Below are 13,311 nucleotides of genomic sequence, written 5' to 3' on the forward strand. Positions count from 1 at the left end.
CTACCCCTTCCCGAAGTGACGCTCCAGGCGCCGCTGGCCGAGCGACAGAACGGTGACCACCGCCAGGTACCACGCGCAGGCGACGATGAGCAGCGGCACGATCTCGTAGGTCCTGTTGTAGATCACCTGCACCGAGTACAGCAGGTCGGCCATCGCGATCACGCTGACCAGGGAGGTGCCCTTGAGCAGGCTGATGAACTGGCTGCCGGTGGGCGGGACGATCACCCGCATCGCTTGGGGGAGCACGACCTTGGCGAAGCTCTGCGCGGTCGTGAACCCCATCGCGCGCGCGGCGTCGCGCTGGCCGTCGTCCACGGCGATGATGCCCGCCCTGACGATCTCGGCCATGTACGCGGCCTCGTGCAGGGTGAGCCCGATGATGGCCGCGGTCAGCGAGCTGATCACCGAGTTGGTCGGCCAGGAGACGAAGGTCGGGCCGAAGGGCACGCCCAGGGAGATCCGCGGCAGCAGGTAGCCGAGGTTGAACCAGAAGATCAGCTGGACCAGCGGCGGTATGCCGCGGAAGACCGCGACGTAGACGGCGCAGGCCCAGGCCACCGGCGTGAAGCCGCTCAGCCTGCCCGCCGCGAGGAGCACCCCGAGCGCGCTGCCCAGCACCATCCCGATGACGGTGAGCAACAGCGACATGCCGAGGCCGCGCAGAATGTTCGGGTCGAACAGGTACTGCCTGGCCACCGGCCATTCGAACCGCGGGTTGGTGACGAGGAACCAGGCGAACTGCGCGACCAGGACGAGCAGCACCACTGCGGCCACCCAGCGCAGGGGGCGGGGGCGAGGCCGGGCGGTGGCGACGTCCACGACGTCGCCGACCTGCCGGGTCATGGTCATTGGGTCGCCGCTGCGTTCAGCTTGGGCTCCTCCACCGCCACCTTCTGCAGCCCGTACTTGTCCATGATCTTCTTGTACTCGCCGTTCTTGAAGATCTCCTTGAACGCGTCGAGCATGACCGGGCCGAGACCGCTGGACTTGGGCACGAGCATCGCCAGCTGGTCGACGCCGGCGCCCTGCTCGTCGGTCTGGGTCACGTACGTGAAGGCGTCCTTCTCCTTGCCGATCACGTCCAGGGCCGCGCTCTCGGTCATGCCGGCCGCGTCGGCGCGACCGGACTTGGCGGCGAGGATGGTGCCGTTGGTGTCGGCGAAGCCGATGAACTCCAGCGCCGGCTTCCCCTGCTTGGCGCACCATTCGGTCAGGCGCTCGGCCTGGTCCTCCGTGATGCTGCCCGCGGTGCCGGCGACGCGCTTGCCGCACAGGTCGCCCGCGCTCTTGATGGACGAGGACCCGGCCTTGGGGATCAGGTAGGAGGTCCGGGTGACCATCCACACGAGCGCGTCGAACTGCTTCTCGCGTTCGGGGGTGTCCTTGACGGGGCCGTTGAAGGCGTCGTACCTGGAGGCGAGCATGCCGGACAGCGCCGCGGGCAGGCCGCTGACGATCGAGATCTCGGTGCGGACGCCCAGGACCTTGCCGAGGGCGTCCTGTACCTCCTTGTCGATGCCCGTGACGGTCTTGCCGTCGTTGGCGACGATCCGGTAGGGCGGGTGGGAATCCCCGGCGAATCGGATGACGCCCGCTTCCTTGATGTCATCCGGCAGGGCGTCGTAGAGCGCCGTCCCGCCGGCCGGGCGCGGTGTCTCACCGCCGCCTCCACCGCACGCCGCGGCGCCGGCGAGGGCCGAAGCCGCCACACCCGCGAGGATGGTCCTGGGCAATCTCATGGTGGTCCTTCCCGCGACCGGATAATGCGGCAGTTAATCTTGCGGTCGTGGGGACAAATGTCACACCTAGGGATGCACGACTGTCAAGGGGCGGTTGTGCGAGGCGGAGACGAGCGCGGCGGGCGGAGCCGCCGGCTCCACGTCTGCGGGTGGGATCAGGTGAGCGCGAGAATGGAGCCGGTCCGGTGGTGGGCCACCAGCTCGGCCAGGGCCGGCTCGAACTCCGCGACGATCTGCCTGACGCGGAACTCGGCGAGCGGCCCGAGGGTGTCGTAGACCTCCACGAACAAATCTCTGGCCGCGGCGCGCGGCCAGTCGGCGGGCAGCAGCTCCGCCGGCAGGTCGGGGTCGTGGTTGGGGAACCGCCGCCAGGTGTCCATGATCCCCGTGCGCGCCACCAGCGCCTCCGAGGCGCCGACCACGCCCCTGCGGACGCGTTCCAGAAGCGGCGAGTACCGCGCCACGAACTCCTCGTAGCCGCGCCGGAGCTCGTCGAAGTCCCATGCCTCCTGCGGGGCGCGCATGCCCGCGGTGCTCAGGGCCTCGGCGCGGAAGACCGTCGCCATGGGGATCTCCAGCTCGGTGAGCACCGCCGCCGCGCTGTCGGCGTTCGCCGCCGGCGAGACCCACAGCCCGTCGTAGAGCGGGGCGAAGCCGAGCCAGCGCAGCCTCGCGCGCAGTGCGTGGCGCAGGTCCCGCTGTTCCTCGGAGATGGAGAAGGCCGCCATCACCCATCGTCGGTCCCACGCGCCCTGCTCCAGGCCGAAGGACATGATCCGCTGCCGGCCCTCCACCATCACCGCGGCGGCCCGGTCCGTCAGGCGGTAGTAGGTGCGCCGCCCCACCTTGGACGACTCCAGCAGGTCCCTCTTGGTGAGGCGGCTCAGCGCGGCCCTGGCCGCCACGGCGGAGACGCCGAACTCCTCGGCCAGCCGCACCAGGGCGGCGGACGGCAGTTGCTCGGCCCGGCTGATCCAGTAGTCCCCGAGAAGCGTCGTGATCAAGTGCTGCGGGGGCGTGCCCACCTGGGAGCGCGGGAAATCGACGTCCTCTGCCTCGGACCTCTCGCGATGATTCACAACACGAGTATATTGACGACGCTTGCAGACGCGTACGTTACTCGATTGTCATGCTTCTGATGGTCTCGCGCCGCACAGGTACGAAGCTCCAACGTCCTGCCGCCACAGGCCCGCCTTGGAGCCATCGGCGCCGGCGGCCGTGCGGCCCGCCGCGATCACCGCTGGTCGCGCCGGCCGTCGCCGCGGCCGCCGGCGAGGAGGTCCAGCCGATCACGGTCGGTCGTCTCGTCGAAACTCGTGTGACGGCGAACCGCCGGCGACTTCAGGGCCGACACCTGCGCGAAGGTGTGATGCGCGGCCAGCTCGGCCAGCCCGGGGTCGAACTCCGCGAGGATCTCGCGGAACCGTCGCTCCGCTGACTCCCCGAGCGAGTCGTAGATGCGCACGCACAGCCGCCTGGCCTCGTCGCGCGGCCAGCCCGCGGGGAGCAGCTCGGCGGGAAGGTCGGGATCGAGCGTGGGGAACACCCGCCAGTCGGTCATGATCGCGGTCCGCAGCAGCAGCGCCTCGGCGGGGGAGGGGCCGCCGGCCGCCAGCCGCTCGGCGACCGGCCGGTGGGCGTCGATGAAGCGCAGGTAGCGCTCGCGCAGCCCGGCGATGTCGAAGGCGCGATGCGGCACCGGGTCCAGGTCGTCGTCGGCGACCGTGCGGGCCCGGAACACCACCGTCCCCCGCACGCCGAGCCTGCGCACGAGTTCGACCACGTCGTCGGTCCTGTCGTGCGGCGACACCCACACCGCGTCGAAGACCATGCCGAAGTGCAGCAGGCGCAGCCCGTCGCGCAGCGCTCGGCGGGTGTCGCGCTGGTCCTCGGGCACCGAGAACGTGACGACCGTCCACCGCCCATCCCAGCGCGGGGTGGTGGCGCCGAACGTCAGCAGGCGGCGCGCGTGCGCCACGATCACGTCGGACGCCCGGGGCGGCAGTCCGTAGGCCGTGGTGCGCCCGGTGCGCGAGCTCTCCAGCAGCCCACGTGCGGCGACCCGCCGCAGGGCGGCGCGGGCGCTGGTGGCGGTGATGCCGAACTCCTCCAGCAGAGCGACCAGCGCCGCCGACGGGAGGTGCTCCTGCCGCCAGAACCAGTAGTCGCCCAGCAGCGTGGTCAGCAGGCGCTGAGGTTCGGCCCCTTGCCGGGCTCTGGGCAGCGAGCCGGGTTCCGGCGACGCGGTCACCAGGCGTCCTTCCATCGTCAGACTCCTCGGCCGGTGCGGGCGCCCGTTCGACGACGTGCGGGGGCGAACGGGCTTACCGGGTTCGACCTGCGTGAATCCTACGTCACCGGCTCCGCGTCCGGGCTGTTCCCGGTGATCGGGGGATTGACATCGGTGACATAAGACTGAACGATCGTCTCCACTAGCGGTGGCATTCGTCCCGCGACGGCCGCCAGGCGGGCCGCCGGCCGTTCGCGGACCCGGCCGGGCCTCGGGCCGCACTCCCGCCCGTCCATCGACTGTGGAGGAAACACACCATGGGAACCGAGTCGAAGGGGGCCGCCGCCGCGATACGCCGTGGAGCGGCCGTGTGCCTGGCCGTCGCGCTGGCGACCGCCGCCGGGAGCGGAACCGCCGCCGCCTCCGCCCGGCCCCCCGGCGGCACACCGTGCCTGGCCGAGTCCCCTGCCCATCCCACCTGCATCAGCGGCGCCCTCGATGACGGCACTCCCTACGAGTTCGTCGTGCCGGCCGCCTGGAACGGCACCGTGGTGGTCGCCCTGGACTTCGCCGGCGCGGGCCGGGACGAGCCCCTGACCGCGCGGCTGCTGGCCGACGGCGTGGCCCGCGGCGGGACGAGCCGGGCCATCACCGGCTGGAACCTCCGGTCCGCCATCGACAACCAGGCCGAGGCGCTGACCCGCTTCGAGGCCGCCTACGGCCCGGCCCGCAGGGCGATCGCCGCCGGGACCTCGATGGGCGGGTTCATCGCGGCCGGCGTCGCCCAGATCCACCCGGACGCCTTCGACGCCGCCGTCCCGATGTGCGGCGGCCTCGGCGGGTCCGTCGGCCAGTGGAACCAGAAGCTCGACACGGTCTTCGTGCTCGAGCGCCTGGTCGCCCCGGGGCTGCCGGTCATCGACATCCCCCAGGACGTCGAGTCGGCCCGGAAGGCATGGATCGACGCCCTGGCCGCGGCGCAGCGGACCCCTGAGGGGCGGGCCCGCATCGCGCTGGCCGCCGCGATCGGCCAGCTTCCGGCCTGGGGCCGCAACCCCGACGGATCGGCGACACCGCCTCCGGACGGCAGGGACGCCGGTGGTCTGGAGCAGGGCGCCTACCTCGCGCTCGCCGGCGGGCCTCTGCCCTACATCGGGCAGGCCATGGGCAGCCGGCGCCAGCTCATGGCGGTGGTCGGCGGAAACCCGTCCTGGAACACCGGCGTGGACTACGCCGGGCAACTGCGCCTGGCCGAGCCCGCCCTCCGGCGCGCCGTCCGCGAACTGTACAAGGCGGCGGGTTTGGAGCTCGGGGCCGACCTGCGGAACCTGGCCGCCGCGCCCCGCGTCGCGGCGGACCCCGAGGCCGTCAGGCGGTTCGCCGACGGCCTCGTCCTGGACGGCCACCTGCGGATCCCCGTGCTGACCGTGTCCGCCACCGGCGACCAGATCTCCACCGTCGCCCAGCAGCAGTCGTACGAGGAGAAGGTGCGCCGTGCGGGAGCCGGCTCGCTGCTGCGCCAGACGTACACCCGCACCGTCGGCCACTGCGACTTCTCGCCGGCGGAGCAGGAAGCGGCGCTGGTGACGATGTTCGACCGGCTGCGGAGCGGTCACTGGCCGGCGACGTCCGCCCCGGCGATGAACGCCCGCGCGGCGGCACTGGCGGCCGACCCCGCCCCGCGGTATGTCCCGTTCACCCCGCCCCGGTTCAACCGCCCCTACCCCGGCTGACCCGCGGGAGCCGTGACGGGGCGGTGGTGGCGGGCTAGGAGAAGCGTTCGACCATCACGGGGATCAGTCCGCCTGTGTGGCTCAGGGTCGTGGTGAGCCGTCGCAGCAGGGGGCCGATGGCCGCGTCCGAGGAGGTCGCGAGGCAGGCGGTCAGGTCGAGGGCGCAGGCGCCGCCGGGGCCGACGCGGCGCAGTTCCCAGGTGAAGACGTCGCCGGCGACATGAACGCGGGCCGTGCCGAGGACCCGGGTGCGGGGGTCGGCGGCGTCGCCGGTGAGGGTCATCCCCCAGGCCGCCTGGAGAGCGGGGAGGCGGCCGGGAGTGAGGTCGCCGGCGAACAGCACGCGATGCAGGCGCTTGTCGTGGAAGCCCTCGGGAACCTGCGCGTCTTCCAGCCGCAGGGGAGCCGAGCCGGGGACGGGCAGGCGGTCGGTGAAGAGCGTGCGCAGAGCCGGCTCGCCGGGCAGTTCGCGGCCGTGGGCCAGCCGGTAGGCGTCCTCGGCGTCACGCCGGGGGACCGGCACGACACGCAGGCGCAGGGCCGGGTCGCCGCGCAGGTCGCGGCTGAGGGCCGCCGAACTGCGCCAGGCGCCGTCGGACGCCGACCAGCAGGCGGTGTCCAGGCCGACCGTGGTGTGGTCGTCGTCGAAGACGAACTCCTCGACGACGATGCCGTCCACCGTCGCCGCGGCGGACACGGGGGTCACGAGCGCCGCGGGGGCGCGGTGGCCGGGGACGACCAGGTAGTAGTCGAGCGGCCGCCGGGAGCCGGAGACGTCGACGGCCGGGCGGGAGCCGGTCGCGCCGGGCGCCTGGCCGGTCCGGTTCCCGGCGGCCGTCCCCTCCGCCTGGTCGGGAGTGGCCGGGCCGTCTGGTCGTTCCGTGTCGGTGGGCATGGCTCATTGTCGCCGGACGGCGTTGTCCGCGGAGGACGTGGGGGGATGGCGATCAGCCGCCGTCGCGGGCGGCGGGAACGCCGCGGGGAGAACCGCGGCGCCGGTGATGATCAGCTCGAGGCCGTCAGCCGACGCGGATCTGTGCGGGGCGATGGGGCGCACGCCGCTCACCGATCGCTTCCCGGAGCGGGCGGGGTACCGGGAGGACTTGCTGGAGCGCGGAAACGCGGCCGTGGAGGTCGGCAAGCAGGCGCAGAAGGGGTTCGTCCCGGCCGCGCATGAGGTGACACCGTGAAGACCTCTCCCCAGAGCGCGCGCGACTACAGCAAAGGCCAGGTTCGTTCCGCCGACGGGACGACGATCGGCTACCGGCAACGCGGCCGCGGCCCCGCATTGATCCTCGTGCACGGTGGCATGCAGGCATCGCAACACTTCACGAGGCTCGCTGCCACCCTGTCGGCCCACTTCACCGTCTATGTGCCCGACCGGCGGGGACGCGGGCTGAGCGGACCCCACGGTGACCACTTCAGCGTGCTGCGCGAGGTCGACGACCTGCGGGCACTGGTCGCGGCGACCGGGGCCTCGCGGATCTTCGGCCTGAGCTCGGGAGCGCTCATCACCCTGCGCGCGGCGCCGGCCATCCCCGCACTCGATCGGGTCGCCCTGTACGAACCTCCGTTGTCCGTCGGCGGCTCGGTGCCGATGGACTGGGTGCCGCGTCTCCATCGCGAGATCGCCGCAGGCAAGATCGTCTCCGCCCTGGTCACAGTACTGAAGGGCCTGGGCACCGAACCGGTGTTCGATCGAGTTCCGCGATCGCTTCTTGTGCCGCTCATGGCGGCCGGCTCGCGCCTGCGACGCGATGTGCCCGAAGACGAGGTACCGATCGAAGCGCTCGTCCCCACGCAGCGCTTCGATATGCAGATAATCCGGGAGATGGCTGACACGGTGCAGGACTACGCGGCGCTCGACGCGCGGGTTCTGCTGCTCGACGGCGCCAAGAGCCCGGCATATTTCCGCGTCGCGCTGGACGCGCTTTCCGCTGTGCTCCCGCATGCGCGACGTGTCTCGTTCCCGGGCCTTGGGCATTCGGGTCCGGACGACGACGGAGACCCGCAGCGCGTGGGGGCGGCTTTGGGCGATTTCTTCGGCGCGCAATAGTGGTCACCGATGGCGTCCACAGTATCGGCGTCCATCCTCGTGGGTGGCTCGCACCTTCGGACGGGACGGTGGAGGCGTGGGCGGTTCGGAGCTCCTCGTGTCAGGGCGTTCCCGGCATGCCGCCTGGTCAAGGGCGGGGCCGGCCGCGGGTCATCGTCGCCGATAACGGGAAAGCCGCCGAAGTCCTCGATAGCGGACGGATTCCCGCCTAATGGGTATTCCGGAATGACGTGACCCTGGAGTCGGGTTTCTTTTCTTTATTGTGTTCGTCTGTTTTTCCTATCAGTGTGCCGCTGCGGCGTCGCTGGTTCGCTGAATGGGTATTCCCTGGTCGCAGTGCTGCCGCGGTGGCACGGAAATAGTCCGATTCATCGGAATTCAAGCGATATGGGGGAACCGAGTGATTCCTCGGGAAACAGGTCCTTTCATAGGTAAGCGCGTGTTCACTGTGGCGTTCGCGACCGCGATCGCCGGTGGAGTGCTCGCGCTGTCGCTCCCGGCCATGGCGCAGGCCGGTACGGAGACGCGGGGCGTCCCGGGGCACCAGGCGCACCACGTCGCGCCGGCCCACGCCCCCGCCACCGGTGTCGCCGTCGTCGCCCAGAAGAAGGCCCGCGGGGGCGACGGCGACGAGGACGGCAAGAAGAAGTGCTGCAAGCACTGTCCTCCCGGTCCCCCCGGTACTCCCGGGCGCAGCGCCGGGATCGACACGGCGTTCCAGGGGAACAACAAGTTCGTGGGCTACGCCCAGGGCAACGGTCCGACGTTCGTCCGGGACCCGAGAACCACCCCGCCCTGGCATGACCTCTCCACGCTGCCGGGATATCCGGGCAACGCCAGCGACGTCAGCCTCGCGGTGATGGGGAACACCCTCCACGTCACGGTGCTCAGCACGACCGGTCTGATCCGCCAGACGGCATGCACCGTCAACCCCACGCCCGGCACCGGCAACAACCCGGCCTGGCCGGGCAACTGCGGTTCCTTCGTGGAACTCACTCCGCCGCTCTAGGCCCGCGCGGGCTGATGGAGCGAACGCGCGTGCCGCATCCGGGGCGTCCCGGATGCGGCACCGTCGTACCGGCGGGCCTTCACATGAGGGGCCGGTGCATGTGCTCGCGAGGACGGCGGGCGTGCTCCGGGAACCCGGCGGCGTCTATGCGGGGTCGGCGGGCTCCATGGAGCGCCGGGGCGCCCGGGAGTCGCCGGGGCGGAACTCCACCTCCAGGGCGTCGGTGAAGATGCCGATCGGGTCCTCCCATCCGCCGTCGGTCCAGTCACCGTTGACGTTGATCGCGAGCATGTGCTCGCCGTCGCGGGTGCCGTAGGTGTAGGAGAACGAGCCGAACAGGGCCCCGCCCATGCCCCACACCGTCGTGCCGCACGACAGCGTCACCGAGGAGATGCCCAGGCCGTAGGCGCTGCCGGCGATCCAGTCCTTGGTGGGGACCATGGTGAACATCTCCCGCTGCTGCGCCGCGGGCAGGAGCCGTCCGGACAGCAGCGCGCGGAAGAACCGGTTCAGATCGCCGGCCGTGGAGATCATGGCGCCGGTCGCCCAGAACAGTGAGGTGTCCATCTCGGTCGCGTCGTAGACCACGGCGTCGGGGCCGGTCTGGAACTTCTTCGTGTAGTGCTGAGAGTGCGGCCCGTGGATCACCGGGTCGGCGCCGCGCGGCAGGTATGTCCCGGCCAGGCGCAGCGGGCGGGCGATCCGCGTGGCGATCTCGTCGGCCAGCGTCCCGCCGGACGCCCGCTCGATGATCAGCCCGGCGAGGATGTAGTTGGTGTTGGAGTACGCCCAGCTCGTCCCGGGGGCGAAGGCCGGCGGGTGGGACATCGCGATGTCCAGGAGCTGCTCGGGGGTGGGGCTCGGGTACCGGCTCAGCGCCGCCTGGTCGTCGGTGTAGTTGAAGATCCCGCTGGTGTGGTCGAGCAGCCGCCGGACGGTGATCGCGCCGCCGTCGTGGCCGTTGCCGCGCACCACGCCGGGCAGCCACCTGTCGACGGTGTCGTCCAGGCTCACCTTGTGCTCGGCCACCAGCTGCAGCATCACCGTGGCCACGAACGTCTTGGTGGTGCTGCCGATGCGGTACCGGTCACGCGCCCGACGCGCGCGGCCGGTCGCGGTGTCGGCGACTCCCGCCGTGCCGGACCAGTGCCGTCCGCCGTCCCTGACCTCGGCGAGGATGCCCGGGACGCCGCCCACGGCCACGGCCCGGTCGAGCAGGCGCTGGAGCGCGGCGTGCTCATGGGTGGCCGCGCCGGAGGAGGCGGACGAGGGAGACGGCGTCATCATGGCGATATTCGCCACGGTCGTCCCGGCGATGAGCAGGCCGAGGCGGACGCGGGTCGCGCGTGTGAGCATGGGTTCGTTCCTTCTGGGATAGGGGGCGGGCCGCCTGGGCCCGGACGGAGGATCGGCGGACCGCGTCATGAGGCCCTGTACGAGGGCACGGCGAAGCCGCCTGCGGTGGCGGTGTGCTCCCGGATGGCGGGAAGACGACGGGCCGGCCGCTCACGGGGAGGGGCGCGGCGTCAGCGCGTCGCCGCGGGAGCCGGTGTGGGGGAACGATGTGCCTCAGCGCGTCGCGGCGGCGGGGGCTGGTGTGGGGGCGGGACGTGCATTGGCGCGTCGCGGCGGGGGCTGGTGTGGGGGAAGGACGTGCCTCAGCGCGTCGCGGTGGGAGAGTGGGGTGCGCGTCGGTCTGGGCGGTCGAACGGGCGTCGGGTGTTATGTGTCGGTGGGGTGGGGGTCAGTCGTCCTGGCCGATGATCGTCTGGCGTACCTGGGCCGCCAGGGCGTGCCGGTCGACGCCCGCGAGGGTGAGCGCGCGCGGGACCGTGCCGACCTCGGCCTGCAGGATGCCGAGCAGCAGGTGTGCCGGTCGCAGGTCCTTCTTGCGGGAAGTTCCCATCATGCGCTCGAACACGAGCCTGGCCGACGCGCCGAGCTGCGAGGGGAGCCTGGAGGCGGGGCTCGGGCGGGGGAGATCGAAGGCCCCGAGGGACACTCCCGCCGCGCTCAAGCTGTGCTCGAACTCCCGGAGCAGGGCGTCGCGGATCGCTTGGTGGTCCAGGCCGGCCGACACGAGGACCTGACGGGTGGTGGCCTCTCCCTGGGCGGCGATGGCCAGCAGGAGATGCTCCGCCTCGATCGTCCCCGACCCGGCCTGGCGAGCTTCGCGCGCCCCCTCCTCCATGATCGTCGCGAGATACTTGTCGAACGTGCTGGACATCCTCAGCGCCTCCTCAGCTGGACGCCGGCCTCGATGAGCCGTTTGGCGTGCTTCTTGTGGACGGCCTGGCGCGTCACTCCGAGCGCCTCGGCGACCTGCGGCCAGCTCCAGCCCTCACGCATCGCCTGTTCGACGGCGGCGTCCTCGAGTTGGTCGGCGAGGCGCCTGAGGGCGGCGACGGCCGCCAGCGCGTCGGCGGGCTCCCGGGACGCGGAGTTCTCAACACCGGACATGTAAGCAACCGTAGTTGACTAATTCCCTCTTAGTCAACCCGAGTTGCTTGATGCCGGAACGTTGCTGCCCCAGAGAAGATCGGGACACGGCGCGGCCGCCGAAGAGATCGCGGCACGGCGCGGCCGCCCACGAGATCACGGTGCGGTGCGGCGCAGGCCCCGGAAGAGATCGCGGTACGGCGCCGCCACCGGAAGGGGCGCCAAGGCGCCGCCGCCGGCGGCGGTACGGCCGCCGGGATCACCGTGCGGCGCAGCCGGCCGGCCGAAGAGATCGCCGTGCGGCGAAGCCGGCCTGCCGAGAAGGAGGTGTCATGACCGCCGGGCCGGAGGGCTCCGGCGCGGCAACGGGTCAGGCGTTGATGACCATGCCGGGGGGCACCAGCAGGAAGACCTTGTGCGCGATGCGGTCCATGTCCCCGCGCCGGCCGAAGACCAGCCCGGCCGCGAAGTCCACCAGCGGCTTGGCGTCGGCGTCCGACATGCCGGTGAGGTCCATGACCACCGGCATGCCCTTGCGGAAGAAATGCCCCACGTACAGGACCTCGTTGTAGTCCTGTGGGCGCAGCGTCTTCACGTACGACATGTCGGGCCTGGGGCTGGTGAAGGCCCTCGGCTTCTCGTGCTGGTCCGGACCGCCGGTCTCCACGTCTGCCACGTCGCCGACGCTAACACCCGCAGACCGGCCGTAGCGATCACATCGGTCAAAACCCCTCTACAGCGGCGGAGTGACTAGGAGAGGCGTCATACCTCTGCACTAGTGCGTGGGCACTCCGCCGAGCACGTTCTCCCGGCCCCACGCGCCGAGCGGCGCCAGCGCCTCGTTGAGCGACACGCCCAGCGGGGTCAGCGAGTACTCGACGTGCGGCGGCACCTCGTCGTAGGCCTCCCGGTGCACGACGCCGTCCGCCTCCAGTTCCCGCAGATGGGAGGCGAGCACCTTCTCGCTCACCCCCGGCAGCAGCCTGCGCAGCTCGCCGAAGCGGCACGGCCGCTGGTTCAACGCCCAGAGGATCAGCACCTTCCACTTGCCGCCGATGACGTCCATCGCCGCGTCGATGCCGCACACGTACGCCCCCGGCCTCCGCGCGGTCGTCATGGTCCATCCCTCCCGCCTGCTCCCTTACCCCGGCGTAACCACCCACTTCACAGTGCGTACTTGATCGTTCCGGGGGCGGTCGCAAGTGTAATCGCCATGGATGACGACACTTCTGACAAGCCCCGGCTCACCCTCCTCGGGCTGGGCGCCATGGGCTCCGCGCTCGCCCGCGCCTGGCTGGCCGCCGGGCATCCGCTGACCGTGTGGAACCGCGGTTCCGGCCGGGCCGCGCCACTCGCCGCCGAGGGCGCGGCGGTCGCGCGGACGGCCGCCGGCGCCGTGGCCGCGAGCGGTCTCGTCGTCGTCTGCCTGCTCGACCACGCCTCGGTGGACGAGGCCCTGGCCGGCGCCGACCTGCGGGGCAAGGACCTGGTCGACCTCACCACCGGCACCCCCGCCCAGGCCCGCGTCCGCGCCGCCTGGGCCGAGGACCGCGGCGCCCGTTTCCTGGACGGCGGCGTCATGGCGGTTCCGCCGATGATCGGCGTGCCCGGATCGGGCGGCTACGTCCTCTACAGCGGGTCCCGCGCGGTCTTCGACGCCCACCACGACGTGCTGGCCGTACCCGCCGGCACCAGGTACGTCGGCCAGGACCCGGGCTTGGCCGCCCTCCACGACGTGGCCCTGCTGAGCGCGATGACCGGGATGTTCGCCGGGGTCTCGCACTCCTTCGCGCTGATCCGCGGGGGCGGCCTCCCGCCCAGGGAGTTCGCCCCGCTGCTCGTCGGCTGGCTCACCGCCATGGCCCCCTACGCCTACCGGGTCGCCGACCAGCTGGAGAGCGGCGACTACGCCAAGGGCGTGACCTCCAGCCTCGCCATGATGGTCCAGGGCAACGCGACGCTGCTGCGCACGGCCGAGGAGCAGGGGGTCAGCGCCGAGCTGCTGACCCCGTTCACAGCCCTGATGGAGCGCCGCCTCGCCGGCGGCCACGGGGACGAGGGCACCGCGGGCGTGATCGACCTGCTCACCCGCTGAGACGCCGCGC

15 protein-coding genes are annotated in these 13,311 nt (G+C 71.8%); 5 read left to right on the top strand and 10 right to left on the bottom strand.

Features of this window, described 5'->3' with window-relative positions:
- From ABZT47_RS32840 to ABZT47_RS32855, 4 genes are all read right to left on the bottom strand, one after another.
- On the bottom strand, positions 1 to 843 hold the full coding sequence (locus ABZT47_RS32840) for an amino acid ABC transporter permease (protein ID WP_354850930.1): 843 nt from the start codon (positions 841 to 843) through the stop codon (positions 1 to 3).
- A 2-nt stretch (positions 844 to 845) separates the two neighbouring features.
- Positions 846 to 1,739 carry a transporter substrate-binding domain-containing protein gene (locus ABZT47_RS32845; protein WP_354850932.1) on the bottom strand — a complete coding sequence of 298 codons (894 nt, stop codon included), beginning with the start codon at positions 1,737 to 1,739 and terminating at the stop codon, positions 846 to 848.
- Between the two features lie 155 nt (positions 1,740 to 1,894).
- Positions 1,895 to 2,818, bottom strand: coding sequence for a PaaX family transcriptional regulator C-terminal domain-containing protein (locus ABZT47_RS32850; protein ID WP_354850935.1), 924 nt, complete (start codon positions 2,816 to 2,818; stop codon positions 1,895 to 1,897).
- A 155-nt stretch (positions 2,819 to 2,973) separates the two neighbouring features.
- Complete coding sequence (locus tag ABZT47_RS32855) at positions 2,974 to 4,005, bottom strand: PaaX family transcriptional regulator C-terminal domain-containing protein (RefSeq protein ID WP_354850937.1); 1,032 nt, start codon at positions 4,003 to 4,005, stop codon at positions 2,974 to 2,976.
- 281 nt (positions 4,006 to 4,286) lie between these two features.
- On the opposite strand from ABZT47_RS32855, the gene ABZT47_RS32860 reads away from it, so the two are divergent.
- Positions 4,287 to 5,702, top strand: a complete 1,416-nt coding sequence (locus tag ABZT47_RS32860; protein ID WP_354850940.1) for an alpha/beta fold hydrolase — start codon at positions 4,287 to 4,289, stop codon at positions 5,700 to 5,702.
- Positions 5,703 to 5,736: 34 nt separating this feature from the next.
- Here ABZT47_RS32860 and ABZT47_RS32865 read toward each other — a convergent pair whose 3' ends face one another.
- Positions 5,737 to 6,597, bottom strand: a complete 861-nt coding sequence (locus tag ABZT47_RS32865) for a hypothetical protein (RefSeq protein WP_354850942.1) — start codon at positions 6,595 to 6,597, stop codon at positions 5,737 to 5,739.
- Between the two features lie 106 nt (positions 6,598 to 6,703).
- Between ABZT47_RS32865 and ABZT47_RS32870 the strand changes: the two genes are divergently transcribed.
- The 3 genes from ABZT47_RS32870 (at position 6,704) to ABZT47_RS32880 (ending at position 8,767) form a co-directional block, all read left to right on the top strand.
- Positions 6,704 to 6,892 carry a hypothetical protein gene (locus tag ABZT47_RS32870; protein ID WP_354850944.1) on the top strand — a complete coding sequence of 63 codons (189 nt, stop codon included), beginning with the start codon at positions 6,704 to 6,706 and terminating at the stop codon, positions 6,890 to 6,892.
- Positions 6,889 to 7,758: an alpha/beta fold hydrolase gene (locus ABZT47_RS32875; RefSeq protein WP_354850947.1), complete on the top strand. Its 870-nt coding sequence runs from the start codon at positions 6,889 to 6,891 to the stop codon at positions 7,756 to 7,758. Before ABZT47_RS32870 ends, ABZT47_RS32875 begins: the two co-directional genes overlap by 4 nt.
- 439 nt (positions 7,759 to 8,197) lie before the next feature.
- A complete protein-coding gene (locus ABZT47_RS32880; protein ID WP_354850949.1) occupies positions 8,198 to 8,767 on the top strand; it encodes a hypothetical protein in 570 nt (189 codons plus the stop codon).
- 144 nt (positions 8,768 to 8,911) lie between these two features.
- Here the strand turns inward: ABZT47_RS32880 and ABZT47_RS32885 are convergent, their stop codons facing one another.
- The 5 genes from ABZT47_RS32885 to ABZT47_RS32905 form a co-directional block, all read right to left on the bottom strand.
- A complete protein-coding gene (locus tag ABZT47_RS32885; protein ID WP_354850952.1) occupies positions 8,912 to 10,123 on the bottom strand; it encodes a serine hydrolase domain-containing protein in 1,212 nt (403 codons plus the stop codon).
- Positions 10,124 to 10,511: 388 nt separating this feature from the next.
- Complete coding sequence (locus ABZT47_RS32890; RefSeq protein WP_354850955.1) at positions 10,512 to 10,994, bottom strand: Clp protease N-terminal domain-containing protein; 483 nt, start codon at positions 10,992 to 10,994, stop codon at positions 10,512 to 10,514.
- Between the two features lie 2 nt (positions 10,995 to 10,996).
- Complete coding sequence (locus tag ABZT47_RS32895) at positions 10,997 to 11,227, bottom strand: hypothetical protein (RefSeq protein WP_354850958.1); 231 nt, start codon at positions 11,225 to 11,227, stop codon at positions 10,997 to 10,999.
- Positions 11,228 to 11,576: 349 nt separating this feature from the next.
- A complete protein-coding gene (locus ABZT47_RS32900) occupies positions 11,577 to 11,882 on the bottom strand; it encodes a cell division protein SepF (RefSeq protein WP_354850960.1) in 306 nt (101 codons plus the stop codon).
- Positions 11,883 to 11,981: 99 nt separating this feature from the next.
- Positions 11,982 to 12,323, bottom strand: a complete 342-nt coding sequence (locus tag ABZT47_RS32905) for a helix-turn-helix domain-containing protein (protein WP_354850963.1) — start codon at positions 12,321 to 12,323, stop codon at positions 11,982 to 11,984.
- A gap of 96 nt (positions 12,324 to 12,419) precedes the next feature.
- Here ABZT47_RS32905 and ABZT47_RS32910 point away from each other — a divergent pair, with 96 nt between their 5' ends.
- A complete protein-coding gene (locus ABZT47_RS32910; RefSeq protein ID WP_354850965.1) occupies positions 12,420 to 13,301 on the top strand; it encodes an NAD(P)-binding domain-containing protein in 882 nt (293 codons plus the stop codon).
- Positions 13,302 to 13,311 lie beyond the last annotated feature (10 nt).

This window comes from Sphaerisporangium sp. NPDC005289 (genome assembly GCF_040607455.1).
In the GTDB taxonomy this organism is placed as follows: domain Bacteria; phylum Actinomycetota; class Actinomycetes; order Streptosporangiales; family Streptosporangiaceae; genus Sphaerisporangium; species Sphaerisporangium rhizosphaerae.